Annotated in this window: 25 protein-coding genes; 3 read left to right on the plus strand and 22 right to left on the minus strand. The window is 66.6% G+C overall.

The genetic code is table 11. From position 1 onward, the window contains the following. Positions 1-98: 98 nt before the first annotated feature. On the minus strand, positions 99-2,150 hold the full coding sequence (locus QWJ37_RS11245; protein ID WP_290245320.1) for an ATP-dependent DNA helicase: 2,052 nt from the start codon (positions 2,148-2,150) through the stop codon (positions 99-101). Next, positions 2,143-3,726, minus strand: coding sequence for a GTPase HflX (gene hflX / locus QWJ37_RS11250; RefSeq protein WP_227904471.1), 1,584 nt, complete (start codon positions 3,724-3,726; stop codon positions 2,143-2,145). The genes QWJ37_RS11245 and hflX overlap by 8 nt, the downstream gene beginning before the upstream one ends. Positions 3,727-3,909: 183 nt before the next feature. On the opposite strand from hflX, the gene QWJ37_RS11255 reads away from it, so the two are divergent. Next, positions 3,910-4,527: a methyltransferase gene (locus QWJ37_RS11255; RefSeq protein ID WP_227904468.1), complete on the plus strand. Its 618-nt coding sequence runs from the start codon at positions 3,910-3,912 to the stop codon at positions 4,525-4,527. Here the strand turns inward: QWJ37_RS11255 and dapF are convergent. The 9 genes from dapF to QWJ37_RS11300 form a co-directional block, all read right to left on the minus strand. Further along, complete coding sequence (dapF, locus tag QWJ37_RS11260) at positions 4,524-5,450, minus strand: diaminopimelate epimerase (RefSeq protein WP_227904609.1); 927 nt, start codon at positions 5,448-5,450, stop codon at positions 4,524-4,526. The two genes, QWJ37_RS11255 and dapF, sit on opposite strands and share 4 nt — an antisense overlap. Before the next feature lie 35 nt (positions 5,451-5,485). Then, positions 5,486-6,427, minus strand: coding sequence for a tRNA (adenosine(37)-N6)-dimethylallyltransferase MiaA (miaA, locus tag QWJ37_RS11265; protein WP_227904466.1), 942 nt, complete (start codon positions 6,425-6,427; stop codon positions 5,486-5,488). A gap of 7 nt (positions 6,428-6,434) precedes the next feature. Continuing rightward, positions 6,435-7,955 carry a tRNA (N6-isopentenyl adenosine(37)-C2)-methylthiotransferase MiaB gene (gene miaB / locus QWJ37_RS11270; protein WP_290245321.1) on the minus strand — a complete coding sequence of 507 codons (1,521 nt, stop codon included), beginning with the start codon at positions 7,953-7,955 and terminating at the stop codon, positions 6,435-6,437. Between the two features lie 55 nt (positions 7,956-8,010). Next, on the minus strand, positions 8,011-8,817 hold the full coding sequence (locus QWJ37_RS11275) for a hypothetical protein (protein ID WP_290245322.1): 807 nt from the start codon (positions 8,815-8,817) through the stop codon (positions 8,011-8,013). A 101-nt stretch (positions 8,818-8,918) separates the two neighbouring features. After that, positions 8,919-10,292, minus strand: a complete 1,374-nt coding sequence (locus QWJ37_RS11280; RefSeq protein WP_290245323.1) for a lytic transglycosylase domain-containing protein — start codon at positions 10,290-10,292, stop codon at positions 8,919-8,921. Positions 10,293-10,397: 105 nt separating this feature from the next. After that, on the minus strand, positions 10,398-11,309 hold the full coding sequence (locus QWJ37_RS16190; RefSeq protein WP_356882192.1) for a regulatory protein RecX: 912 nt from the start codon (positions 11,307-11,309) through the stop codon (positions 10,398-10,400). An 84-nt stretch (positions 11,310-11,393) separates the two neighbouring features. Then, positions 11,394-12,446 carry a recombinase RecA gene (gene recA / locus QWJ37_RS11290; RefSeq protein ID WP_227904458.1) on the minus strand — a complete coding sequence of 351 codons (1,053 nt, stop codon included), beginning with the start codon at positions 12,444-12,446 and terminating at the stop codon, positions 11,394-11,396. Positions 12,447-12,681: 235 nt separating this feature from the next. Further along, positions 12,682-12,906 (minus strand): DUF3046 domain-containing protein, encoded by a 225-nt coding sequence (locus tag QWJ37_RS11295; RefSeq protein ID WP_227904456.1) that lies wholly within the window; start codon positions 12,904-12,906, stop codon positions 12,682-12,684. 68 nt (positions 12,907-12,974) lie between these two features. After that, the gene (locus QWJ37_RS11300) at positions 12,975-13,862 is read right to left on the minus strand and encodes a hypothetical protein (RefSeq protein ID WP_290245324.1); all 888 of its coding nucleotides are present in this window, start codon (positions 13,860-13,862) and stop codon (positions 12,975-12,977) included. Between the two features lie 412 nt (positions 13,863-14,274). On the opposite strand from QWJ37_RS11300, the gene QWJ37_RS11305 reads away from it, so the two are divergent. Then, complete coding sequence (locus QWJ37_RS11305) at positions 14,275-14,697, plus strand: MarR family winged helix-turn-helix transcriptional regulator (RefSeq protein WP_227904450.1); 423 nt, start codon at positions 14,275-14,277, stop codon at positions 14,695-14,697. Between the two features lie 111 nt (positions 14,698-14,808). On the opposite strand, the gene QWJ37_RS11310 is transcribed toward QWJ37_RS11305, so the two are convergent. The 6 genes from QWJ37_RS11310 to dapA all read right to left on the minus strand — a co-directional run bounded on the left by QWJ37_RS11310 (position 14,809) and on the right by dapA (position 22,120). After that, positions 14,809-15,234, minus strand: a complete 426-nt coding sequence (locus tag QWJ37_RS11310) for a helix-turn-helix transcriptional regulator (RefSeq protein ID WP_269436336.1) — start codon at positions 15,232-15,234, stop codon at positions 14,809-14,811. 158 nt (positions 15,235-15,392) lie between these two features. Then, positions 15,393-15,869 (minus strand): nicotinamide-nucleotide amidohydrolase family protein, encoded by a 477-nt coding sequence (locus tag QWJ37_RS11315; RefSeq protein ID WP_227904446.1) that lies wholly within the window; start codon positions 15,867-15,869, stop codon positions 15,393-15,395. A gap of 5 nt (positions 15,870-15,874) precedes the next feature. Continuing rightward, positions 15,875-16,393, minus strand: coding sequence for a CDP-alcohol phosphatidyltransferase family protein (locus QWJ37_RS11320; RefSeq protein WP_231710041.1), 519 nt, complete (start codon positions 16,391-16,393; stop codon positions 15,875-15,877). A 92-nt stretch (positions 16,394-16,485) separates the two neighbouring features. Then, a complete protein-coding gene (locus QWJ37_RS11325) occupies positions 16,486-19,398 on the minus strand; it encodes a DNA translocase FtsK (RefSeq protein ID WP_290245325.1) in 2,913 nt (970 codons plus the stop codon). A 107-nt stretch (positions 19,399-19,505) separates the two neighbouring features. Continuing rightward, positions 19,506-21,197, minus strand: coding sequence for a ribonuclease J (locus QWJ37_RS11330; RefSeq protein WP_227904440.1), 1,692 nt, complete (start codon positions 21,195-21,197; stop codon positions 19,506-19,508). A gap of 5 nt (positions 21,198-21,202) precedes the next feature. Next, the gene (dapA, locus tag QWJ37_RS11335) at positions 21,203-22,120 is read right to left on the minus strand and encodes a 4-hydroxy-tetrahydrodipicolinate synthase (RefSeq protein WP_290245326.1); all 918 of its coding nucleotides are present in this window, start codon (positions 22,118-22,120) and stop codon (positions 21,203-21,205) included. Positions 22,121-22,226: 106 nt separating this feature from the next. Here dapA and QWJ37_RS11340 point away from each other — a divergent pair, with 106 nt between their 5' ends. Further along, on the plus strand, positions 22,227-23,408 hold the full coding sequence (locus tag QWJ37_RS11340) for a heparan-alpha-glucosaminide N-acetyltransferase domain-containing protein (RefSeq protein WP_227904434.1): 1,182 nt from the start codon (positions 22,227-22,229) through the stop codon (positions 23,406-23,408). 49 nt (positions 23,409-23,457) lie between these two features. Here the strand turns inward: QWJ37_RS11340 and QWJ37_RS11345 are convergent, their stop codons facing one another. From QWJ37_RS11345 to moaC, 5 genes are read right to left on the minus strand one after another with little or no spacing between them, the layout of a single operon-like run. Further along, on the minus strand, positions 23,458-23,931 hold the full coding sequence (locus tag QWJ37_RS11345) for a hypothetical protein (protein ID WP_290245327.1): 474 nt from the start codon (positions 23,929-23,931) through the stop codon (positions 23,458-23,460). Positions 23,932-23,939: 8 nt separating this feature from the next. Next, on the minus strand, positions 23,940-24,698 hold the full coding sequence (gene dapB / locus QWJ37_RS11350) for a 4-hydroxy-tetrahydrodipicolinate reductase (protein WP_290245328.1): 759 nt from the start codon (positions 24,696-24,698) through the stop codon (positions 23,940-23,942). A 20-nt stretch (positions 24,699-24,718) separates the two neighbouring features. After that, positions 24,719-25,156, minus strand: coding sequence for a molybdenum cofactor biosynthesis protein MoaE (locus QWJ37_RS11355; protein WP_227904427.1), 438 nt, complete (start codon positions 25,154-25,156; stop codon positions 24,719-24,721). Continuing rightward, on the minus strand, positions 25,146-25,646 hold the full coding sequence (locus tag QWJ37_RS11360; RefSeq protein ID WP_227929008.1) for a MogA/MoaB family molybdenum cofactor biosynthesis protein: 501 nt from the start codon (positions 25,644-25,646) through the stop codon (positions 25,146-25,148). The genes QWJ37_RS11355 and QWJ37_RS11360 overlap by 11 nt, the downstream gene beginning before the upstream one ends. Continuing rightward, on the minus strand, positions 25,643-26,068 hold the full coding sequence (moaC, locus tag QWJ37_RS11365; RefSeq protein WP_290245735.1) for a cyclic pyranopterin monophosphate synthase MoaC: 426 nt from the start codon (positions 26,066-26,068) through the stop codon (positions 25,643-25,645). Before moaC ends, QWJ37_RS11360 begins: the two co-directional genes overlap by 4 nt. Between the last annotated feature and the right edge of the window lie 39 nt (positions 26,069-26,107).

The following is a 26,107-nucleotide window of genomic DNA, read 5'->3' on the forward strand; positions in this document are numbered from 1 at the left end:
GGCCGGGGCACTGCTGGTTAACGGCTCTGCTGTTGAACGGCTCTGCTGTTTGACGGCACGTGTTTATCCGTGCGCGCATATCGACTGGTCCGGCCGGGTCAGCTCCCGGCGTCCGCCGGCTGCCCGGCGAGCCGCTGCAGTGCCTGCAGGACCACGGCCCGGTCGGTCGTGGCCCAGAAGGGCGGCAGGGCTGCCCGCAGGAAGCTGCCGTACCGGGCGGTGGCCAGGCGGGAATCAAGCACCGCCACCACGCCTTTGTCGCCGGAAGCCCGGATCAGCCGACCGGCGCCCTGCGCCAGCCGCACGGCGGCGTGGGTGGCGGAAACGCTCATAAAGCCGTTGCCGCCCGCCTTGGCCACGGCACGGGTGCGCGCAGTCATCAGCGGATCGTCCGGGCGCGGGAACGGGATCCGGTCCATAATCACCAGCCGGCAGGAGGCTCCCGGGACGTCAACGCCCTGCCAGAGGGACATGGTGCCGAACAGACAGGTCTCGTCGTCCTCCGCGAACTGTTTGACCAGGGCGGACATGGTGGATTCGCCCTGGCACAGGATGGGGAAATCCACGCGGGAACGCAGTGCCTCGGCGGCTTCCTCGGCGGCCCGGCGGGAGGAGAACAGGCCCAGCGCACCGCCTCCGGAGGCCTTGATCAGGGCCTCAATCTCGTCGAGCTGTTCCGGCGAGGTTCCGCGTCCCGGTTTGGGCAGGTCCTTCGCCACGTACAGCACACCCTGGCGGGGGTAGTCGAAGGGGCTGCCGACGTCGGTGCCCGTCCATTTCGGGGCACCGGCACCCAGGAGTCCCAGCGCGCCGGCCACGGGGCCGAACTCGGCGCCGATGGCAAGGGTCGCCGAGGTCAGGACCACGGTATGCCCGTCGAAGAGTCCCTCCCGCAGCCGCCCTGCCACGGACAACGGGGCCACGTTGATGACGGGCGGCGAATCCTCTTCGGGTGCGGTGTAGCCGGTGCCGGGCGCGAAAGTGCTCGTCCGCGATGCCCAGACGACCTCGCCGGAATTGCCGGCATCGAGGATGCGTTCGCACATTTCCTGCACGGCCAGCAACCGTGAGCGGGCCATCTGCCGCCCGCCGTCCACTGCATCCGGCCCTTCGGGTTTGGAATCCGACAGCGCCGTCCGGGTGGATTCGCGGACATGGCCGAGCACCAGTTCCTGGTCCTCGGACAGGCCGGCGGCCAGCAGGCCCGAGGGTACCGGCGCGAAGACCTGGTCGAAGGCACGCCCGGCCGCTGCAAGAGGCTCAAGGCTGGCGGAGGTGTGTTTGCGGGCGGCCGCTACCGCTGCGGAGATGATGGTGCCGGAGAGCTGTCCGGTGACGGCTCCCGTGACGCGGTCCTGGAGTTCGTGCGCTTCGTCAATGACCACTACGTCGTAGTCGGGCAGCACGGCCAGGCCTTCGAAGGCGGCAATGGCAAGCATGGCGTGGTTGGTGATCACCAGGTCAGCTACTGCCGCCTTGGCCCGCGCGCGTTCGCTGAAGCACTCTTCGGCCACCGGGCATTTCTGCGCGCCAAGGCATTCCATGGAAGTCACCGAGACCTGCCGCCAGGCGCGGTCGCTGACACCGGGAAGCAGCTCGTCCCGGTCCCCGGTCTCTGTTTCCTGGGCCCACTCCCGCAGCCGGACAACATCGCGGCCCAGGGCCGACGTCGGTCCGGAAGCAGGCGCAGGGTGCGGCACGGCCTGGTCCTCACCGAGCATAAAGAGCGTGCCGGCGTCGTCGTCCTCGTCCGGGAAACCGCCGCCGGTCTTATGAACGCAGACATAGTTGCTGCGGCCCTTGAGCAGCGCTACGTCCACCTCGCGGGGCAGCTTGGGCTCGAGGGTCTTCAGCAGTCGCGGGAGGTCCCGTCCCACAATCTGGGACTGCAGGGCCAGCGTGGCGGTGGAAACCAGCGCCGGCTTATCGCTTTCAAGCGCGTGCGCAATCAGCGGAATGAGGTAGGCGAGGGATTTGCCGGTGCCGGTTCCGGCCTGGACCAGCAGGTGATCGCCCGTCTCGATGGCCTCAGCCACCTGACGGGCCATCTCATGCTGGCCCGGGCGGTTTTGGCCGCCCATGGCCGAGACTGCGGTGTCCAGCAGATCCAGGACCTGTTCCGGTCCCTGGGAGTCGCCCTTTTTACGCATGGGCGACAAACGGCTCCAGTTCGGCAGCCAGGCCCTCACGAACCATAACGTGCAGCCGGGTCCCCGTTTCCCCGTGCTCCATGGAAAGAATCTCCGCATCCTGCTGGTGCAGACGGGAGACGACGTCGCCGCGCTCGTAGGGCACCAGCAGTTCCAGGTCCACTCCGGGGCGGGGAATTCCTTCGGAGATAGCCTGCAGCAGCTCCGGGATCCCTTCCCCGGTGCGTGCGGAAACCACCACGTGGCGGCTCTCGCGCTGGCGCAGCCGTTCCAGCACGTACGGATCGGCGGCGTCGGCCTTGTTCAGGACGATAATCTCCGGCACCTTGCGGGCATCCACCTCCGCCAGCACCGTGCGGACCGCGGCTATCTGTCCTTCAGGGTCCGGGTGCGATGCGTCCACCACGTGCAGGATCAGATCGGCGTCTGCCACTTCCTCCAAGGTGGAGCGGAAAGCCTCTACCAGCTGGGTGGGAAGGGACCGGACAAAACCGACGGTGTCCGCCAGTGTGTAGCCGATACCGTCTTCGGTCTGGGCCTTGCGGATGGTGGGGTCCAGGGTGGCGAACAGGGCGTTCTCCACCAGGACCCCGGCGTCGGTCAGCCGGTTGAGCAGGGAGGACTTGCCCGCGTTGGTGTAGCCGGCAATGGCCACGGAGGGGACGGCGTTGCGCTGCCGGTTGGCCCGCTTGGTTTCCCGGGCCGGCTTCATACCGGCGATTTCGCGGCGGAGCTTGGCCATGCGGGTGCGGATCTTCCGCCGGTCCAGTTCAATCTTGGTTTCGCCGGGTCCGCGGGAGCCCATGCCGGCGCTTGCGCTGCCCACCTGGCCGCCGGCCTGGCGGGACATGGACTCGCCCCAGCCACGCAGGCGGGGAAGCAGGTATTCCAGCTGTGCCAGTTCCACCTGCGCCTTGCCCTCACGCGACTTGGCGTGCTGGGCAAAGATGTCCAGGATCAGGGCGGTACGGTCAATGACCTTGACCTTAACAATGTCTTCCAGACCGCGGCGCTGTGACGGGGCCAGCTCGCTGTCCACAATCACGGTGTCGGCACCGGTGGCCATGACAATGTCCTTGAGTTCCTGTGCCTTGCCGGAACCGAGGAAAGTGCCGGGGTCCGGCTTCAGGCGCCGCTGGATGATCCCGTCCAGGACCTCGGAGCCGGCGGTCTCTGCCAGTGCTGCGAGTTCCTTCAGGGAGTTTTCGGCGTCGGCAGCGGTGCCTTCGCTCCACAGTCCGGCCAGGACAACCCGTTCCAGCCGAAGCTGGCGGTATTCGACTTCAGTAACGTCTTCGAGTTCGGTGGAAAGGCCGGCGACGCGGCGCAGTGCGCGGCGTTCCTCCAGATCCTGCTGTTCACCGTCGTGGACGGAGTGTTCTTCACCGGATTCCGCGAGTGCCAGTGCGCGTCCGCGGCGCTGGTCGCTGCCGGACGCGGTTTTGGTTTCAACCGCACTTTCCTTCGAGAGGATCCTGTCGATGACGCCCTGGATGTCCGCGGGACTCAGTTCCGGCGTGGAACCTGCTGCGGAGCCGTCCCCGGAATTCAGGGCACGGGAGTTGTTGATGGTCATAATCTCCTTATGAGGATGTACTTAACATGGTAGGCCAGATAACGGACATTTCCCGGGCCACCATTCTCAGCAGAAACCTGCCGGCACCGCAATGGATTTCCAGCCTCTGCACTGTTCCTTACAACGGCTGCGGAGCCGCGGAAATTCCGCAGCGGACCCGCACAGCGACTAATCTGGACTGTTATGGGTTCAGACCACTATTTCTCTTCCACTCCGTCCGGACCCGAGGTCCGCAAGCCCCTGCGCGTCACCCTTGCCGGGTCCGAACGGGTGCTGCAGACCGCCGGCGGAATCTTCAGTCCCGACGGCATTGACAAGGGCACCGCCGTCCTCCTGGAGGAAGTCCCCGCGCCCCCGGCCACGGGCAACCTGCTGGATATTGGCTGCGGCTGGGGCCCCATAGCCCTGACGCTGGCCCTGCGCTCCCCCGCGGCCCGGATCTACGCGGTGGACGTCAATGAACGCAGCCTCGGCCTCACACGGGACAATGCGGCGGCGCTGGGCTGCGACAACGTCCTTACTTCCCTGCCGCAGGACGTGGACCCGGACGTCCGCTTCGACACCATCTGGTCCAACCCGCCCATCCGGATTGGCAAGGAAGAGCTGCATGCCCTGCTGATGCTCTGGCTGCCGCGGCTGGCTTCCGGCGGCACTGCCTGGCTGGTGGTGCAGAAAAACCTCGGGTCGGATTCGCTGCAGCGCTGGCTGGCCGAAGCGCTGCCGGCCGGGTTCGCCGTAACCCGGCACAGCACCGCAAAAACCTTCAGGATCCTGAAGGTGCACCGCTCCGACGCTGCCTAGAGCAGCATCCCCCGGGCCACCAGCACTGCCGGACCGCTGAGTTCCACGTGTTCGCGGCCTTCCGGGCCGGCCAGGAACCGGACGCCGACGACGCCGCCCGGGACGGTCACTGCCCAGCTGTCCGGAGCCTGCGCGCCGGCCCAGAAACGGACGGCCACGGCAGCCGCGCAGGCACCGGTGCCGCAGGACAGGGTCTCCCCCACGCCGCGTTCGTGTACGCGCATGGTCACCAGGCCCACGCCGTCTTCAACCAGCGGCTCCGCGGGGACTACGAATTCCACGTTGGTGCCGTGCTCCGGTTCGGGCTGTACCGACGGCGGCGCGGTCAGGTTGGTGCCGGCAAGTTCGCTGAGCTCGGCGAGGGCAACCACGGTGTGCGGGTTGCCCATATTCACCGACAGCCCCGGGCGGGGCACCTCGAGTCCCCCGGCGTTTACGACGGCGTCCATGGCCTTCGCAGCGGCGTGGTCCGGGTAGATGAATTCCCACGGTCCCATGTCCACGGCGTAGCCGCCGGAGATGCGGCTCACCGTCTTCAGCCCTGCACGGGTGCCGATGGCCAGGCTCTCCCCCTCGCCGAGTTCCAGCAGGTGTTCTTCAAGCAGGAAGTGGACGAATACGCGCACTCCGTTGCCGCACATCTCCGAGACGCTGCCGTCGGAATTGCGGTAATCCATGAACCATTCCGCCTCCGGCGCCGTCTCCAGCAGGGCTCGGCCCTCGGCGACGAATTCGGAGCGGACCGCCCGGATGAACCCGTCGGCCCCGACCCCGCGGTGCCGGTCGCAGACCGCTGCAACCTCGTCAGCCGTCAGGTTCCGGGAACCGTCAACGTCGGCGATGAGGACAAAATCGTTTCCGGTACCGTGCCCCTTCGCGAAGGGAAGTCCGGCGAGGGACGCCGGGAGGCCGGAAGCGGACAGGGAAGCGGCAGGGCTCGAAGCAGCAGAAGTATTGGTCACTCACCAAGGATACTGGGCCGGCCCCACCCGCGGACGGCCTCGGTTGCCCGGTGGAGCAGTTGCGGGTCGTCATGGTCCAGCCAGGTGATACGCGGATCGGCACGGAACCAGGTGAGCTGGCGGCGGGCGAACTGCCTGGTGGCCACCACCGTAGCGTCTGCCGCGTCCGGCACGGATAACTTCCCGTCCAGTACCGCCAGGAACTGGGCATACCCCAGGGCCCGCGACGCGGTCCGGCCGGAGCGCAGTCCCTGCGGCTCCAGCCGGCGGACCTCCTCCAGCAGGCCCTGCTCCACCATGGCATCCACGCGGCGGGCAAGGCGCTCATGCAGGACGGGACGCTCCACCCGCAGCCCGAGCTGAATGGTTGGCCGCACGTACTCGCGCACCGGCATAAAGGAACTGAACGGGCGGCCGGTCAGTTCGATGACTTCCAGCGCCCGGACCACCCGCCGCGCGTCACTGATCCGTTCTGCCGAAACCGGGTCCGCTTCCTGCAGCCGGGCCCGGAGCGCCGGCAGTCCCAGCGTTTCCAGGTCGGCTTCAATCCGGGCACGGACTGCCGGATCGGTGCCGGGGAATTCCAGCACGTCCAGAGCCGCGCGGACATACAGCCCGGAACCGCCCACCAGGATGGGGAACCTGCCGCGGGCACTGATGTCCCGGATGAGCTCACGTGCCTGCGTCTGGAACGCCGAAACACTGGCTTCCTCAGTGACGTCCATGATGTCCAGCAGGTGGTGCGGCACGCCGCGCCGTTCGGCTTCGGTGATTTTGGCGGTGCCGATGTCCATACCACGGTAGAACTGCATGGAATCGGCGTTGATCACCTCGCCGCCCAGTTCCAGTGCCAGGGCCACCCCCAGATCGGATTTCCCCGATCCGGTGGGTCCGACGACGGCGATGACCGGCAGCCCGGCCGGCTGCGCAGAGTTCATGGGTGCCTCAGGAACGCGGCGGCAGGACAGGCATGCCCAGCGACACGCCCTTGCGGGTGCCCGCGGGCCCTGCCGGAACACCGCAGGAATCCGCCTGGGCCCTGTCCCATGCGTCTCCTGCCCGGGACCGGCGCAGTGAGTAATCCGCCGCGGTTGCCGGGTCTGAAATCAGGTGGAAGGCAGCGGCCGCGGTGACCGGAACCGTTACCAGGTCACCCGGACGGGGAACCGGGGCGCCCTCGGGCACGGAGAAGTGCACCAGGCGCTGGTCCCGGGACCGGCCCGAAAGCCTGCCGGTTTCTTCCGATTTGCGCCCCGAACCGGCGGTCACCATGACCTCAACGGTGGTGCCAACCTGCTTGGCGTTCTCCTCGGCGGCAATGCGGTCCTGCAGGGCGGTGAGCCGTTCAAAGCGTTCCTGCACCACCGTTTTGGGCAGCTGGTCCGGCAGGTCAGCCGCCGGGGTGCCCGGGCGTTTGGAGTACTGGAAGGTAAACGCGGTGGCAAAGCGGGACTGCTCCACCACGTCCAGGGTGGCCTGGAAGTCTTCTTCGGTTTCCCCGGGGAAGCCCACAATGATGTCGGTGGAGATAGCGGCGTGCGGCATGCGTTCACGGACCCGGTCCAGTATCCCGAGGAACTTTTTGGACCGGTAGGAGCGGCGCATGTCCTTGAGGACCTTGTCGGAGCCGGACTGCAGCGGCATGTGCAGCTGGGGCATAACATTGGGCGTTTCGGCCATCGCCTCGATGACGTCATCGGTGAAGGCTGCCGGGTGCGGGCTGGTGAACCGGACCCGTTCCAGGCCCTCGATCTCGCCGCAGGCACGCAGCAACTTCGCGAAGGCGCCGCGGTCGCCGAATTCCACGCCGTAGGAGTTCACGTTCTGGCCCAGGAGGGTCACCTCGATGGCGCCGTCGTCCACCAGTGCCTTGATTTCAGCCAGGATCTCCCCCGGCCTGCGGTCGCGTTCCTTGCCGCGCAGGGACGGGACAATGCAGAACGTACAGGTGTTGTTGCAGCCCACGGAAATGGACACCCAGCCCGAATACACCGAGTCCCTTTTGGTGGGCAGCGTGGAGGGGAAGACATCCAGGGATTCCAGGATTTCCAGTTCCGCTTTGGCGTTGTGCCGGGCCCGCTCCAGCAGGGCCGGCAGCGAGCCGATGTTGTGGGTGCCGAAGACGGCATCGACCCAGGGCGCCTTGCGCAGGATGGTCTCGCGGTCCTTCTGTGCCAGGCACCCTCCCACGGCAATCTGCATCCCCGGGCGGCGTTCCTTGACGGGCGCCAGGAGCCCCAGGTTTCCATAGAGCTTGTTGTCTGCGTTCTCGCGGACCGCGCAGGTGTTGAAGACCACGATGTCCGCCTGGTCGCCGTCGGCGGCAACATATCCGGCGTCTTCGAGCAGGCCGGAGATACGTTCGGAATCGTGCACATTCATCTGGCAGCCGAAGGTGCGGACCTGATAGGTGCGCGGGCTTGGCTGCAGTGCATCGGGGGCAGGGGAAGAAACAGTCAGACTCACCCTCCTAGGGTACGTCCACCCATGGTCCGGCCCCGAATACCGCCGCGGATTATTCTCAGTACCAGTTGTTGGCGTAGTGGAAATTCAGGGCGCTGCAGGGTGTGCCGTAGCGCGAGGAGATGTAGTCCAGGCCCCAGTTGATCTGCGTCCGGTAACTGGTCTGCCAGTCGGTTCCGGCCGATGCCATCTTCTCCGCCGGCAGGGACTGCGCAATGCCGTACGCTCCACTGCTGGCATTGGTGGCGCTAGTGAGCCATTCCGATTCCTTGGTCCAGAGCGTATCCAGGCAGCTCAGCTGGGATGCCTCCCAGCCGCGCTGTGCCAGGGCGGAGGCGGCATAGGCCTTCGCGGCGGCGGGATCATCCACGGGGGTGGCGGCGCGGGCCGCGGCCTCCGCGGCTTCAGCTTCCGCGGCTGCAGCTGCTTCTGCCTCGGCGGCTGCTGCCGCCGCTGCCGCCGCTGCCTCAGTCTGGTCGGTGCCGGGATTTCCCGTGCCGGGTTCCCCGGCAGCTTCAGCCGCCGGAGCACCGGTCTCCACGGCTTCGTCCCCGGAGGCGGGGGCGCCGCCGTCGTTCCCGCCGTCGTTCGATGCCTCACTCTGCCCGGAGCCGGATGCCGGGCCGTAGCCGGCGGAGTCCGGGGTGTCTTCGGAAGCAAGCAGCGGTACAGCCAGGCTCACCAGCTGCACTCCGGCCGAAGACCGGAGGCTGGCGCCGGCGGCCGTTCCCAGGGCCGCACCGGACACCCCGAGTACGGCTACCGATCCGAGGGTCGCGGCGGCTCCCGCCCGAAGGCGGCGGCGCCGGCGCAGGGCGCGGCGGATACGGGTCTGTTCGCGGCGTGAAGAATCAAGTGAAGTCACAAGCGCTGGACGCTACCGGAGTTTTCCGGGAAAAGTCTCAAAACGGTAACGGCGGCTCTTGACAACATCCGGCGGGCGTGGGCGGGACAGAACGCCGGGGTTTAATACCAGTTGACCTCTTCGGAATGAGCCCAGGCGGCGCAGGGCGATCCGTACCTGTACTTGATGTAGTCCAGCCCCCAGTTAATCTGCGTCCGATAGTTCGTCTGCCAGTCAGCACCGTGGGTTGCCATTTTGCTGCCGGGCAGGGACTGCGGAATGCCGTAGGCGCCGCTGTAGGGATTGGCGGCGTTGGTGCGCCAGTTCGACTCGCGGTTCCAGAGATTGACCAGGCAACGGAACTCGTTCCCGTCCCACCCGAAACTCCCCATTCTGCCCGCGGCGTAGTTCTGTGCTCCCGCCGGATCGTTCACCGGTGCTACGGGCGCGGGAGGCGCTGGAGCCGGCGCCACCGGGGCCGGCGCCACCGGGGCCGGCGAAGGCGCGACGGGGGCCGGTGCGACGGGCGCGGGTGCTACCGGGGCCGGTGCGACGGGCCCGGGTTTTACCGGGGCGGGTATTGAGGGGGATGTCACAGGCGGCGGTGCCGTTTCGGGCGATGCTTCGCCTCCCGCCGCCTGCCCGGCCCCGGGCCGGGGCGATTCCTGTGCGGAACGCTCCGCTGCCGCTTCCTGATCCCGAAAAGCCTTCTCCGCGGCTATCCCCCGTATCCGCGCTTCCTCTGCCTCGACGGTACTGTCCCGGAGTTCGGCAAGCTGGGCCAGAAGTACGGACTTCCGCGTTTCCTCCTCGCGGATGGCAGCAGCAGCGGCAGCGGCGGACGAATCCGCTTCCTCAACGTAGCGTTCGGCTTCGGCGACCAGTTTCGCCCGGGCATCCCGGGCCTGCTGCTCCTGTTCGCTGAACCCGGCTGCGACCTTCTCCGACGCCAGGGCGTCCGCATACAGATTGCCTGCCCGCGAGGAAACCCGGTCCATCAGATCGGCACCGTGCAGGGCGTCCACGGATCCGTCGGCGTCCAGCAGCATCAGCGCGGCACTGTCTGCGGCTGCCCCGCCGGTCTTATAGGTCTGGGCTGCCAAGGCGGCCACCTGGCGCATCAGGTCCGAGGCGTGTCCGGCGGCCGCTTCCCGCTGTGTAGCGAGCGAAATTAACAGCTGCTCATTGGCGGCAAGCTCTTCCACGGCAGCGTTGTAACGGTTGGTCGCAGAGACGGCGGCATCTCCGAGGCTGCCCGCTTCCTCCCTCAGCTCGGTGAGGAAGCCCTCCACCCGGTCCGCTTCAGCGGCTTTTGCCGACGCCGAGGACTGGGCCGCGCGGATGTCCTCCCAGGAGGGATAGGACTCGGCGGCGGGTGCCGGAGCTGCGCTGAGCACGGCTGAAGCCAGCACTGCTGTCAGGATCACTGCGGACAACGACGCCGCCCGACGGGGCCGCTCCCGTCCCGAATGCACCAGGGGCCCCGCAAACCTCATCTTTAACATAGTTCGCACAGCATACGGTACGGCGCGCTGATTGGACACCGGCTTCCAGACGAGAAGGCTGAGCCGTTACCGGCGGACAACGCGGCACCGGCCGTGCTAGACGGAGTCCCCGCGTTCCTCCCGGACAGCGGCGATGACTTCGCTGGCCACGCGAAAGCCCAGGGAGGGTGAATAACCTTTGCGGGCGAGCATGCCAACCAGGCGCCGCGTCTGCTTGTCGCGTACCGTGCGGTCCGCCAGATCGGCTGACCGTTGGAGTTTGCGCCGCGCCAGTTCCCTGGCTGCCTCGAGTTCATCCTCGTCACTGACCTGCTCCAGTGCTTCGGCCGCAAGATCCGGGGCTATACCCTTTTCTGCCAGTTCCCGCCGAAGCGCTCCGCGGGCAAGTGACTTGCTTTGGGACCGGCTGCGGACCCAGAGCTGGGCGAACTCGGCGTCGTCAACCAGCTGCACTTCCTCGAAACGGTCCAGCACGGCCGCCGCCGATTCCGCAGGAATGTCCCGTTCGGCGAGTTTCGTTTCCAGCTGTTTCCGGCTCTTGGGGGATGCCGTGAGCTGGCGCAGGACAATGGCCTTGGCTTCGCTGTACGCCTCTTCCGGTGTCAGCGTTTCGGCATCCGCCTGCTGCCCGGACCCCCCGGTTCCTCCCGGTTTGCCGCGCTTGTTCCGGCGCCTGCCGGAGCTTTTTCCTGCGGCATCCGCTTCGGCCCAGGGTTCGTCAGCTGTCGCCTCTTCCCCGAACCCGTCCTCCTTGAATGCTTCCCAGCCGGCTTCCGGGTCGCTTTCACCCGATGAGTCTTTGCTCCCGGCAGCCTTCCGCCGTCCCGCGGTTCTGCCGGGCCGGTTTCGTTCGTTGGCAGGAGCTCCTGCGGGGTCGTCTGCGGAGGCCTGCGCGGTTCCGGCCTGGATGTCAGCGAGGCGCTGTCTCAGCTGCGCCAGCGTCTCATCCTGTCCGGTCCCGGACTGGGGGGTGTTCTGCTGCCGGTTGTTCTGCTGCGGAGTATCCATAGCTGTCTCTGCCGGGGGCGCCAAGGCCGGTGCCCTCCGGAGACCGTGTCTTTACAACGGACCGGCCCGAAGGGCACCCGAACCTTAGGAGTCCTTCCCCACTGCCTTCAGCTTGGGGTTGGCGGGCGCTTCTGCGGCCGGAACGCCGATGCCAAGTTTTTCCCGGATCCGGCGCTCCAGCTCGTCCGCAAGGTCGGGATTGTCCTTGAGGAAGTTACGCGAATTTTCCTTGCCCTGACCCAGCTGGTCACCGTCATAGGTGAACCAGGCGCCGGACTTCTTGACCAGGCCGTGCTCCACTCCCATGTCGATGAGGCCGCCTTCGCGGGAAATGCCGACCCCGTACATGATGTCGAACTCTGCCTGCTTGAAGGGCGGAGCCATCTTGTTCTTGACGATCTTTGCCCGGGTCCGGTTACCAACCGGGTTGGTGCCTTCCTTGAGGGTCTCGATGCGCCGCACATCGATGCGGACCGAGGCGTAGAACTTCAGCGCCTTGCCGCCCGTGGTCGTTTCCGGGCTACCGAAGAAGACACCGATCTTTTCACGCAGCTGGTTGATGAAGATAGCCGTGGTGTTGGTGTGGCTCAGGCGGCCGGCGATCTTACGCAGCGCCTGGCTCATGAGGCGGGCCTGGAGTCCGACATGGCTGTCGCCCATGTCGCCTTCGATTTCGGCGCGGGGCACCAGAGCGGCAACGGAGTCAATGACAACAACGTCAACCGAACCGGAGCCAATCAGCATGTCCATGATTTCGAGGGCCTGCTCACCGGTGTCCGGCTGGGAGACCAGGAGTGAGTCCGTGTCCACCCCAAGCTTGGCAGCGTAGATGGGGTCCAGGGCGTGCTCGGCGTCAATGAACGCGGCGATGCCGCCGCTCTTCTGTGCATTCGCCACCACGTGGAGCGCCAGGGTGGTCTTACCGGAGGATTCCGGTCCATAGATCTCCACGACGCGGCCGCGCGGCAGCCCGCCGATGCCCAGCGCCACGTCCAACGCGACCGAGCTGGTGGAGATGGTCTCGGCGGGGGCGCGCACTTCGTCGCCCAGCCGCATGATCGACCCCTTGCCGTACTGCTTGTCAATCTGGGCCAGCGCTGCCTCTAGGGCTTTTGCGCGGTCGGCTGGAGCAGCCATTCTTCACCTCGTGTTGTGGTAGTAAGCGGCCCGTAGGCCGGTCGTCCTTTTCTAATAACGACCCTATCCGGCGGCACTGACAAAACGGCTGACCGGACCTTGTTGCTCATTGTCTTGTGGATATCTCCGGGCCGCATCGGCTCGGACCGACCCCTGTGTAGGAGCATATCTTTATCCGAACAAAGATTCGAATAAGGTTCCCGGCGTGTTCCGCTCGAATACGCCGGCTGCGCCGTCAGGTGGCCTTGGGTTTTATATCCCGGCCCAGCCGGCGTTCCTGCGGAACATCCTGGATATCGCATACCGCCAGCCACACCGCCTTCGGTTCAATCCCTTTATCCAGTGCCTGCGCAGCGGTGACGCCGCCCAGCGGGGCAAGGACCAGGTCAGCGGCAAGGACCCGTGAATAGGCCGAACCGAACTCGTCATCCATAAGCCGCCAGAAGTCACTGATACGCATCAATTAATCGTCTCACGCACGGCGCACGGAGGCGTACACGTGCGCCACGGGCTACTCAGCGTTCAGGCTCACGTCACCTGGAGTCGTCGGACGCTCCAGTCTGCGCAGTCCACGACCTGGCCGCCTTGATCCGTGATCAGGATCAACGTCCTGCCTCCGCGCATCGTCGCTGTGCCGCGGATGCGGAGGTCCCAGGGACGGCGCTCCAGAAGCTCCCCCTCATTGCTGAACCGGAACAGGGAGTTCTTCCCACCGGTGGGCTCGTGGACCGCGATCCAGGAGTTCGTCACCGGGTCATGGAGGACATGACGGAAGTGCTCAGCTATCCTCGCTCGTTCTCGCCCGTCGGAGTCGAGGATGCGTAAGGGTCCGCCTATCTCGGTGATCGCCAGGTGCTCCCCGTCGCTGGCTGCACACCAAACCGTGTTCAGTCCGGTCGCGATCCGGGACCCGAGCGGATTCAGCGAACGATCCAGCAGACGGCACCAGCCGCTACCCACTTCAAGCGAGAGGTCCGAAGTCAGCGCAATTACTCTCAACGCTCCCCGCAGGGTACCCACTTCCTTCCCGGTCGCTGCCTCCAGCACGCGGGGGGCCCTGCGGAGGTGAGTGACGACTACACGCCCTCCGGCCAGGGCGGTCACCGCCTCTACGTTTGTGCGGCTGGGGTCCTGCCACAGCCGCTGTCCCGTCAGGTCATACCCGCATATGCCGTGGCGCTCCCACGCGCCGGCCACCACCACGGGGTGCTCGCCGGGCACTAGTGCCCCCCGCCAGCCGCCGGAGCCCCACATCGTTTCGAACGTGGTGCACCGCGTACCGCGCACCAGTGACCACACGTCGACGACTCCCTTGGGCCGGGCGGTGACCAGCAGGTCCTCTTCCCACGGTGGTGCGGCCACATCGAGAAGGTCAAGTCCCCACGGAGCACTCCCTACGGACCCGTTGACGATCATGCCGGGGACTCTGCCAGTGGATCCGATAGCGGTCAAGTCCCCACCGACCGAAGCCGCCTCTGCACCGGTCCGGCCCGGCACCCGAATCCAGCCGCTTGACGGACATAAAAACGGCGCAGGCCGGGGCAGGTGCCGCGGCGCGAACCTACAATGAGGGATGACCGAGATTTCCGGCACGGCCGGTTCTCCGAAGCACGGCACGCATCCGCAGAGTCCGCTTTCCGGTGATGGCCTTCGGGGCGCAAGCCTTCCGGACGCAAGCCTTCCGGCTGCAGGCTTTCCGAGTGCAGGGCCCGTCGGGATATTCCCGGCTGCCGGGCCGGGCACCGGGCCTGAGGGAGATACTGCCATTGAGGACCTGGAGCAGGAACTAAGTGTCCTCTGGCGCAGGGCCCGGGCCAGTTCGCACCGCATGGCCCGGGAAGTCCACCCGGATATGGAGCCGTCCGCCTATGGCCTCATGGTGCTGCTTCACCAGCAGGGTCCGATGCGCCTGACGGAGCTATCCTCCGCCGTAGGGGTGGGAAAGCCGTCACTGAGCCGGCAGGTGTCGATGCTGCAGACGCTGGGACTCGTTGAAAAACATACTGATCCGATCGATGGCAGGGCCCAGCCCATCAGCCTCACCGAATCAGGCTCTGCCCGCCTGGAAGGTACGGCCGCGGCGCGTAAGGCGCATTTCCGGAGCACCTGGACAGGCTGGGAAACCGAGGATCTGCTCACTCTGGCAAAGCTGCTGCACAAGCTGAACACCTCGGTGCTGCCGCCGGGCGGAGACCCCGCCATCCCGCTGCCTGCGGAAGGCCGGGAGGGGGAAGCCGGGCCCGGCAGTTAGAGCTGCGGACAGAACAAACCCCCGCAGGCACCGCGCCTGCGGGGGTTTTCAAGTCGCTTCCGGTCCGGATCCGTTCAGGGGCATCCCGACCGGCAGGTCGTGGGGTGGGTCCTAGGGTGTGCGGGCCAGGTCCCGGGCCAGGTCTTCCGGGAACTCACGTGCGAATTCCCGGGAAAACTCCGATGGCACGGTATCTGGAATGGCCACGCCTTCAGCGTTGGCCACCCGGTCACTGACCTCACGGAGCATCAGGGACAGGGGCACATCGAGGGCAGTGCAGATGGAAGACAGCAGTTCTGACGATGCTTCCTTTTGTCCGCGTTCAACCTCGCTGAGGTAGCCGAGGGAAACGCGGGCGCTATGTGAGACCTCGCGCAGGGTACGGCCCTGGCGCTGGCGCACGTCGCGGAGAACATCACCAATCTCGTGACGAAGAACTACCATCTTGCGCTCCTTTGGCTCCCGGTGTGCGTCTTCCGCCAACCCTACATCCCGCCAGCGGATCACGCCGTTCACGGACACGGGTTGCTTAACCATGTGTATCGTCCTGCTCCCTATGAGTACGGCTGCGGCGATACCGCAGACTGTCCAAAGATCGTAATAAAAGAACCTTGGCGGTTCCTGATACTAACAACTGACACCCTGCCGGATTTGTTCCCGCTTATATCCGGACGCTTCCCGCTCCGTCCGATACGCTAGTCCGCTTCCAGCTCGGTGGCCAGCATCAGAAGCGCCTGCCGGCAGGTTGCGGCCCGGATGGCTGCCCGGTCCCCGGAGAAATGGAACTCCCGGACGCTGGTGCCTCCGGCCGTAGCGATACCCACGAACACCGTGCCCACCGGTTTTCCGTCATGGGCCTCGGGCCCCGCGGCTCCGGTGGTGGAGACCCCGATATCGGCGCCCAGGACGCGCCGCGCTCCGGAGGCCATATGTTCGGCCACCCGTCCGTCCACGGAACCGGCTTCGGCCAGGAGCCCGGCCGGAACTCCGAGAACGGAGTGCTTGATGCCATTTTGGTACGCCACCACCCCGCCCTGCAAAACCGCCGAAGCCCCCGGTACCGCTCCGAGTTCAGCGCAAAGCATGCCGGCGGTCAGGGACTCCGCGGTGGCCACTGTCCTCCCGGCGGCACGTGCCGCGTCGAGGACCGCAGCCGCGGTTCCCGGCGTCATACCGGTCAGGCCCGCCTGGCGTCGCGGCGCAGCCGGACAGCCTGGAGTACATAGTCAATGCCGGTGACAACGGTGATCACCAGCGCAGCAGCCATCACGACGGCGCCGATCCACCACGCCCAGCCACCCAGCCAGGTGGAGAGCGGCAGCAGGAAGAGGAAGATCGCGAAGGTCTGCACCACGGTCTTCAGCTTGCCGCCGCGGGAGGCAGCCATAACGCCGTAGCGGATGACAACAAAACGCATCAGGGTGATGCCGAGCTCCCGGACCAGGATGACAATGGTGACCCACCACCAGAGTTCACCCAGCAGCGAGAGCATCACCAGGGCGGAGCCGATCAGCAGCTTGTCCGCGATCGGGTCGGCGATCTTGCCGAAGTCGGTGATCAGGCCGCGGCTGCGGGCAATATCGCCGTCGAGCTTATCCGTGTAGATGGCAACGGCGAATGTCGCCACGGCGAGCCAGCGGAACAGTCCCCCCTGGCCGTCGTCGAGTGCCAGGAACCAGATAAAGAGCGGAACCATCAGGATCCGCACCACCGTCAGTGCGTTGGCGATGTTGAGGGTGGGGACTCTGTCCGTAGGAGAATTGCTCACGCCTCCAGCGTAGCGAACATTCACCGGCCGGTGAGGCTCCAGGCGTCTTCGGAGCCGTCGGCGTCGTCGTCGCCGTCATGGTATTCCGTTGCCTGGGGGCGGCTCTCCAGATCCGCGGCCACCAGGTCAACCGGTCCGCCGGACTCGAACCCGTGGTTCGCGTTGGCGTTGTCAGCCAGCGCGGCAGTATCCGCGCCGCCGGACGGTGCCGGGGCTTCCCCGCCGCTGATCGCGGCCAGGGTGGCTGCCAGATCGTCGGGTTTGACCAGCACATCGCGGGCCTTGGATCCTTCGGAGGGACCAACGACGCCGCGGGACTCCAGCAGGTCCATCAGGCGTCCGGCCTTGGCAAAGCCCACGCGCAGCTTGCGCTGCAGCATGGACGTGGAGCCGAACTGGGTGGTGACCACCAGTTCGGTGGCCTGCAGCAGAACATCGAGGTCATCTCCGATGTCGTCGTCGATCTGCTTCTTCGGCGCGGTGACGGTGACGTCTTCACGGTAGACGGCCTGGAGCTGGTTCTTGACGTGCTCCACCACCCGGTGGATCTCGGACTCGGTGACCCAGGCACCCTGAACGCGGATGGGCTTGTTGGAACCCATCGGCAGGAACAGGGCGTCGCCCTGGCCCAGCAGCTTTTCCGCGCCGGGCTGGTCCAGGACCACGCGGGAGTCGGTGACCGAGGACGTCGCGAAGGCCATCCGGGAGGGCACGTTGGCCTTGATCAGGCCGGTCACCACGTCCACGGAGGGACGCTGGGTGGCCAGCACCAGGTGGATGCCGGCGGCGCGGGCAAGCTGGGTGATGCGGACAATGGAGTCTTCCACGTCCCGCGGGGCAACCATCATCAGGTCCGCCAGCTCGTCCACGATCACCAACAGGTACGGGTAGGCGCGGATGACCCGCTTGGAGCCGGCCGGGGGCACCACCTTGCCGTTACGGACCGCCTTGTTGAAGTCGTCAATGTGCTTGAACCCGAAGTTCGCCAGGTCGTCATAGCGGGTGTCCATTTCCCGGACCACCCACTGCAGGGCCTCGGCGGCCTTCTTCGGGTTGGTGATGATGGGCGTGATCAGGTGCGGCACGCCTTCGTAGGCGGTCAGTTCCACCCGCTTGGGGTCCACCATCACCATGCGCACCTCATCCGGGGTGGAGCGCATCAGGATGGAGGTGATCATGGAGTTCACAAACGAGGATTTACCGGCACCCGTGGCACCGGCCACCAGCAGGTGGGGCATCTTGGCCAGGTTCGCGACAACGAACCCGCCCTCAACATCCTTGCCCACACCCATCACCATGGGGTGCTCGGTCTTGCGGGCGGAGTTGGAACGCAGCACATCGCCCAGGGCCACGACCTCCTTGTCCGCGTTCGGAATCTCGATGCCGATGGCGGATTTTCCGGGAATGGGCGAAAGGATGCGCACATCGGAGCTGGCCACCGCGTAGGCAATGTTCTTGGACAGGGCGGTAACCCGTTCCACCTTGGTGCCCTCGCCGAGTTCAATCTCGTACCGGGTGACCGTGGGGCCGCGGGAGAAGCCGGTGACCTTGGCATCCACGTTGAACTGTTCCAGCGTGTGCGTCAGGGCGGCGACGACGGCGTCGTTGGCTTCGGAGCGTTCCTTGGCGGGCGGGCCAGGCGGCAGGAAGTCCGACGGCGGCAGGGTGTAGGTGATGTCGCCGGAGAGCTGCAGCTGTTCGGTGCGCTGCGGAATGGGGGCGGCCGGGGGCGTGTGCGCCACGGGCTTGGACGGGACCGGCGGAACCGGGGCGCCGGCGGAGGCCAGGTTCAGCACTTCAGTGGCGCCCGGGACCATGCTGATCGCTTCGGTGGGCGGCTCGGCTGAGTCCGAGACAGGGCTGCCGTCCACCGGAAGCCCCTGGTTGCGGCGGATCTTCTGGGTGGCCAGTTCCGCCTGGGTGGGCCGCCGCACTCCCGGCGGGACCGCAGGGGCGGCCGCGGCAGCTGCAGCCGCCTCGTCTTCCTCATCCTGCAGCAGGGCCCGTTCAAAGGCCTCATCTCCGGCAAACCCTTCCTGAGCCGCAGCGGCGGCGGCAGCGTCGGCCTGCTTTTCCCGCCGGCTCCTGCGCGGCTTTTTGACCTTCTCCGGTGCGGAGTTTCCGTACAGGTAGCTCTGGTCGTGGGCCTCGGGATCATCCGGTGCCAGGTCCTGGCCCATCAGGTGCTCGTAGAGGGCGCGCAGGCGCAGCGGAATGTGCCGGAAGGGGGTGGCGGTGACAATCAGAAGGCTCACGAACACCAGGAAGGCCAGCAGGATCACCACCGGCCAGGTGGTGAGGGCTGCCGACAGCGGCCCGGCGACGAGGAAACCGACGATGCCGCCGGAGGCCCACAGCCGGTCGAACCCGTCGGAGAGGGCGGGCGAACCGCCGACAATGTGGGTGATGCCGGAGCCGGAAAGCAGCATAATGACCAGCCCAATGCTGATCCTGCTGTTGGCGCGGTGGCGTTCGGGGTACCGGAACAGGCGGACCGATCCGGTCAGGAGCATAAACGGGAGGACCAGGGCCATCCAGCCGAAGGTGCCGGCTGCTCCGGCGTGGATAACATCTGCGACGGGACCCCGCAGTGCCCACCATTCAACGGTAGCTACGGCCAGTGCCAGCAGGATCAGGAAGAAACCGGTGCCGTCGCGGCGGATTGCCCGCTCCGGGGAGACATCAGTGCCGAGTTTGCGGATGCCTGCTCCGGCGATCCGCGCCACGCCCATCCAGGCGCTTTCAATCGCCCGCAGCGGCAGCGGCAGCTGCTCCTGCGGCGGTGACTGGCGTGACGCGGAGCTCCCCCGGCCCCCGGTTCCGCCGCGCGGGTTGCCTTTGCCTGATGTCTTGCTGGTGCTGCCGCCGGTGCTGCGGGCCTTTGTGGGGCCGGAAGCACCGCTGCGTGCGGCAGGGGAAGTACGAGTCGCCATAGGAGCCACGCTACCTGATCGGCTGCCCGATCCCCTGAATTTACGCGGCCGGGCAGCACTTTGGCAGGGTTTCCCGGCCGCATCCGCTTAGATCGGCACGGGCAGGATCAGGCCTCGACGACTACCGGCACAATCATCGGCCGGCGGCGCAGCCGGCGGTTGACCCAGGTGCCGACTACCCGCCGCACCACCTGCTGGAGCTGGTAGGTGGTGTGGTCGGTGTTGGACCGCACCGCTTCCTCCAGTGCCGCACTGATCTTGGGAATGATCTCGTCGAAGACCGCGTCCCCTTCAGCGAACCCGCGCGCGTGGATCTCAGGACCGGAGACGATGGTCCCGGTGCTGCGGTTCACCACGGAAATGATGGAGATGAATCCTTCCTCGCTCAGGATCCGCCGGTCCTTCAGGTCCGTATCGGTGATGGCGCCGACGCTGGAGCCGTCCACATAGACGAATCCGCATTCAACCTCACCAACCACCCGGGCCTTGCCCCCGCGCAGGTCCACCACAGTGCCGTCGTCGGCCAGGATGATGTTCTGTTCCGGCACGCCGGTGGCAGCGGCAAGCCGCCCGTTGGCAATCAGGTGCCGGGTTTCGCCGTGGACCGGCATGGCGTTTTTGGGCCGCAGGATGTTGTAGCAGTAGAGCAGTTCCCCCGCTGCGGCGTGCCCGGAGACGTGGATCTTCGCGTTGCCCTTGTGCACAACATCGGCGCCCAGGCGCATCAGTCCGTTGATGACCCGGAAGACGGCGTTCTCATTGCCCGGGATCAGGGACGAGGCAAGGATGACCGTATCTCCCTTGCCGATGCTGATCCGGTGGTCGCCGTTGGCCATCCGGGACAGGGCGGCCATGGGTTCGCCCTGCGAGCCGGTGGACATCAGCACCACCTTGTCATCAGGCAGGTCATCCACGTTCTTCAGGTCCACCAGGATGCCCTCGGGCACGTTCAGGTAGCCCAGTTTCTCGGCAATGGCCATGTTGCGGACCATGGAACGGCCCACAAAGCATACGTAGCGTCCGTGGGCCGCGGCCGCGTCGAGGACCTGCTGCACACGGTGGATGTGGGAGGAGAAGGAGGCAACGATGATCCGCTTGCTGACCTTGCCGAAGAGCTCGTTCAGCACGGGGCCGATTTCGCGTTCGGCGGTGGTGAAGCCGGGGACGTCGGCGTTGGTGGAGTCCGCCATGAACAGGTCCACGCCTTCCTCGCCGAGCCGGGCGAAGGCGCGCAGGTCGGTGATCCGGCCGTCCAGCGGCAGCTGGTCCATCTTGAAGTCGCCGGTGTGCAGCACGGTGCCGGCCTCGGTGCGGATGAACACGGCCAGGGCGTCGGGGATGGAGTGGTTGACGGCCACGAATTCGCATTCGAAGGGACCGAGGTGTTCCACCTGGCCTTCCCTGACGGTGAGGGTGAAGGGCTTGATGCGGTGTTCCTGGAGCTTGGCTTCGACCAGGGCCAGGGTCAGCTGCGAACCGATCAGGGGAATGTCGTTCTTCAGGCGCAGCAGGTACGGCACGGCACCGATGTGGTCCTCGTGGCCGTGCGTGAGCACCACGCCCACCACATCCTCCAGGCGGTCCTCGATGTAGGAGAAGTCCGGAAGGATGAGGTCGACTCCGGGTTGGGTTTCCTCCGGGAACAGCACGCCGCAGTCAACGATCAGGAGCTTGCCGTCGATCTCGAACACGGCCATGTTCCGGCCGATCTCCCCCAGTCCGCCCAGGGCGACGATCCGCAGGGTTCCGGGCTCCAGGGCCGGCGGGGTGAGCAGCGCGCTGCCCGGGGTTACGCTCATGTCCGTTACGCCCCGATCCGGGAGAAATCCATGCCGGCTTCGGCCAGGTCAGTGTAGACGGCCTCCATTTCGATGGAGTCCGGCGCCACCAGCGGCAGGCGGACAACTGGGTTGGGAATGACCTTCTGCAGGGCCAGGATCTGCTTGGCAGAGACGGCACCGGGGATATGCGTCATCACGGCACGGATCAGGGGATCGAGTTCGAAATGGATCCGGCGGGCAGTGGCAAAGTCCCCGGCGGCAGCGGCGTCGACCAGTGCACGGAACTGAGCCGTGGCGATGTGGGCGGAGACGCTCACCACGCCCACGGCGCCGGCGGCCATCCATGGCAGGGTCAGCCCGTCATCTCCGGCGTAAACATCCAGCGTGGTGTTGGCCAGCACGCGGGTAATTCCGGCAAAGTCCGCCTTGGCGTCCTTCAGGGCGAGGATTTTGGGATTATCCGCCAGCCGGATGAGGGTGGAGGTGCTCAGTGCGATGCCGGCACGGCCGGGAATGTCGTAAATCATGATTGGCAGGTCCGTTGCTGCGCTCACGGCGTCGAAGTGCGCCAGGACGCCGGCCTGTGTGGGCTTGTTGTAATACGGAGTCACAACGAGCTGTCCATCGGCTCCGGCGCGCTCGGCGCGGCGGGCCATCTCCACCGAGTGGGATGTGTGGTTGGTGCCGGTGCCGGCAATAACCTTTGCCCGGCCGCCCACGGTTTCAGCAACCACCCGGAACAGATCTTCCTTCTCGCTGTCCTCCAGGGTGGAGGTTTCACCGGTGGTCCCGGATACCACCAGGCCGTCGCAGCCGTCTTCGACAAGTTTGTTCGCAAGGTAGGCGGTGGCGTCAAAGTCCACTGCACCGTCCTCGGTAAACGGGGTCACCATGGCGGTGACGAGGGTGCCGAAGGGAAGCGTGCGGTTTAGTGAATCCATGGGTAAAACGTTACCCGCAACGTGGCGCAAACGGACAACGCCCCCGCGGCCGGCCGCCGGTGCGGGCAGGTGAACCGGTTGGACGGTGCGTGAGACGATTCTGTGCATGATCCAACGCCGCCTCACCGGCATCGACGCTGCCCGCGGGATAGCCCTGCTGGGTATGATCGCCACCCACACCCTGCCGCTGTACAACCAGGAAACCGGGTACGGCACGCTCACCGGCCTGGTCTTCTCCGGCCGGTCCTCGGCCCTGTTCGCCGTGGTGGCCGGCGTCGGGCTGGCGCTGCTCACGGGCGGCAGCCAGCCCCATGAAGCGAAGGCAGTGAACCGGGACCGGCGCGGAATCGCGGTCCGTGCGCTGATTATTGCCCTCGTCGGGCTGGCCCTGGGCGGGTTGCAGACCAGCATCGCCATTATCCTCTTCCACTACGCGGTGCTGTTCCTCCTGGCGCTGCCGTTCGTGGGGATGCCGCTGCGGCGCCTGGCCGTTTGGGCGGGAGCATGGCTGCTCGCCTCCCCCGTGCTCGCCTACCTGCTGCGCGGCTGGCTGCTGGAGAATCTATCGCCGGCGGAGATTGACGGAAACCTCACATGGGATTCCTTCCTCGCCCCGGCAACCCTGGCGGCGGATGTGTTTGTCACCGGCTTCTACCCCGTACTCCAGTGGCTAAGCTACATCCTGCTGGGCATGGTCATCGGCCGGCTGACGCTGACAAACCTGTCGGTACAGGTCGGGCTGCTCGCCGCCGGTATTTTCGCAGCGGTTACCTCCAAGTTCCTTTCCTATTACCTGCTGGGTTCACTGGGCGGCTTCGATGCCCTGCAGGCAACCGCGTCCGGGCAGCGGTGGCCGCTGGCGCGCATGCTGGAAGTGAATCTCAGCCCGGTGGAACAGACCGGGTCCTGGTGGTGGCTGGCGCTGGCCGGGCCGCATTCCAATACGAGCCTGGACATGCTGCACGCAGCCGGCACCGCGGCCGCGGTGCTGGGCGCCTGCCTGCTGCTCACCCGGGCACGCCCGAATCTGCTGCTGCCGCTCTCCGCCGCCGGCGCCATGACGCTGACGCTCTACAGCCTGCATGTGTGGGTCATGAGCGTGGTGGACCTGCAGGTTCCGCCGCTGGAGCCGATGCCGGTGTTCTGGATCCAGGCCACAATCTACGTGGTGCTGGCCATCCTGTTCCAGCGCATCGAAGCACGCGGGCCGTTGGAGTTCCTGACCTCCGGTGCATCCCGGCTGGCCCGCGGAAAGTCAGGGGCGGGCACGGCGGCGCGCAAACGCTGACCCGCCGGGTTACCGGTAGAAAGGAAATGCAGGAGAAATCCGGAGCGGGTCAGTTGCCCCTTGAGCCGAACAGCTTGCCGGCCTGCCGCATGGCACGCCGTGCCCGGGTCCGGTCCCCCGCGGCGTCATAGGCGCAGGACAGCCGGAACCAGCTGCGCCAGTCCTCCGGGGCTGCTTCCGTTTCCGCCTTGTACTGCGGGAACTGCGCGTCGGCAGCGGCGCGAACAATCCGTCCGCCCGGTGTCCGGGGCAGGTCGTCAACCGGGAGCCGGCCCTCCTCGGCCAGGATGGAAGCCATCTTTTCCGTCCGGGCACCGAAGGTCAGTTCACGGATCAGGGCCCATGCACCCACCACCGGCAGTACCAGGTAGGCGGCGCCCATGAGTTTGGCCGGGATTTCCGGGGAGGTCAGCAGCAGCCAGCCGCGCTGCGCGGAGACCACCAGGTAAAAAAGCAGCAGCAGGGTCACCAGCGCCACGCCGAGCTTGGCACGGTTGGAAAAGAGGCCGGAAAAGAAAGACAACGTGATCCTTAGTCGTTCAGGTTGAGGTAGCCGTCAAGACCGACGGTCAGTCCGGGATGCTCTGCAACCTGCCGCAGTCCCAGCAGGACGCCGGGCATAAAGGAGGCCCGGTCAAAGGAGTCATGCCGGATGGTGAGCTGCTCGCCGGGACCGCCCAGGAGTACTTCCTGATGGGCCACAAGCCCGCGCAGCCGGACCGAGTGCACGTGCACACCGTCCACGTCGGCGCCGCGGGCTCCCGGGAGCTCCTTGGTGGTGGCGTCCGGGGACGGTGCCACCCCTGCCTCCTCGCGTGCCTGTGCGATCAGCGAGGCGGTGCGGACTGCTGTGCCCGACGGCGCGTCCACCTTGTCCGGGTGGTGCAGTTCGATCAGTTCCACTGATTCGAAGTAGCGTGCGGCCTTCGCGGCGAAGGCAGTTGCCAGGACCGAGCCGAGCGCAAAGTTCGGGGCAATGAGCACACCGGTACCCGGGGAGGCCTGAAGCAGCTCCTGCAGCCGGGCCAGCCGGTCAGCATCCCACCCGGTGGTGCCCACCACGGCGTGGATGCCGTGTTCGACGGCGAAACGGACGTTGGCTTCGGTGCTGTCCGGCACGGTCAGGTCCACAATGCAACGCGCACCGGCGGAGACCAGCGTTTCCAGCGGATCGGTCCGGCCCAGGGCCGCCACCAGTTCCATGTCTTCGGCTGCCTCGACGGCGGCCACGGCTTCGGATCCCATCCGGCCCGAGGCGCCGAGCACCGCTACGGCAAGTTTTTCCTTCATAGCCTCAAGATTACCGGTGCTCACGGCCGGTCACTGACGCCCACCCACTCGGTGCTGCCGTCGGTAAAGCCCTGCTCCTTCCAGATGGGCACATTCGCCTTCACGGCGTCCACCAGTGCCGAGCAGGCGGCGAACGCGGTGCCGCGGTGTGCCGAGGCGACGGCGGCCACGAGGGCGGCGTCACCGATCTCGAGGGCTCCGGTGCGGTGTCCCACCCAGATGCGGACGCCGTCGTACGCCGCCGCGATTTCCCCCGCCACCTGCGCCAGGACCGCTGCGGCGGTGGGGTGGGCACTGTAGCCGAGGGAAGTCACCGTTTTGCCGTCGTCGTGGTTGCGGACAATGCCGCTGAAGAGCACTACGGCTCCGCACTCGGGTGACCAGGCCTGGCGTTCTGCCTCGGCGGTGCTCAGGGGTTCGGCGGAGACTGTGGCCCGCAGGACTTCGCTAGTGTTCACGCTTGCCTTCCAACTGGCCGCAGATGTGGCCGATGATCGGTTCCAGCACGGCCAGCCCGTCGGCGACGGCGGACGGGGACCCGGGCAGGTTCACAATAAAGGTGCCGCCGGCGGTGCCTGCGTATCCGCGGCTGATCGCCGCCATGGGTGTGGATGCGAGCCCCTTGGCACGGATGGCCTCCATGACCCCCGGAAGCTGCCGGTCCAGCAGCGGTTCGGTCAGGTCCGGGGTGACATCATCCGGGCTCAGGCCGGTGCCCCCGCTGGTCAGCAGGACGGACGGGGCCAGGGCGAGGATCCGCCGCAGGGAAGCGGAAATCTCATCGCCGTCGGGCACTACTTCCGCCAGCACCAGGTCATAGTCCAGGGCGTACAGCCAATCGGCGATCAGCGGGCCGCATTCGTCTTCGTAAACGCCGGCAGCTGCCCGGGTGGAGGCGATCAGGACGGCCGCGGTGCGGCGCGGGGCCGCGGGTACGGGGGTGCTCACAGCTTCCAGTCTCCGCTCTTGCCGCCGGACTTGGCCAGCACCATGGTGTCAGTGATCCGGGCGTGCTTATCCACCGCCTTGATCATGTCGTAGAGCGTCAGCGCGGCCACCGAGGCGGCAGTGAGGGCCTCCATTTCGACGCCGGTAAGCCCCTTGGTCTTTACGGTGGCCTCCACCAGGACGTCCTGGTCCCGCGGAGTGAAGTCCACCGTGACCTTGGTGAGCGGCAGCGGATGGCAGAGCGGGATGATGTTGGAGGTCTGTTTCGCGGCCATGATCCCGGCCACCCTGGCGACGGCGATGGCATCGCCTTTTGGCAGGCCGCCGTCGGCGATCAGCCGCAGGACGTCGGCGGTGGTAACCAGCACGGACTGTGCCGTGGCCTGCCGCGTGGTTTCGGGCTTGCCGGAGACATCCACCATGTGTGCTGAGCCGTCATCGCGGACATGCGTTAATCCGGC

It is taken from the genome of Arthrobacter sp. YD2 (genome assembly GCF_030410475.1).
GTDB lineage: Bacteria > Actinomycetota > Actinomycetes > Actinomycetales > Micrococcaceae > Arthrobacter_B > Arthrobacter_B zhangbolii.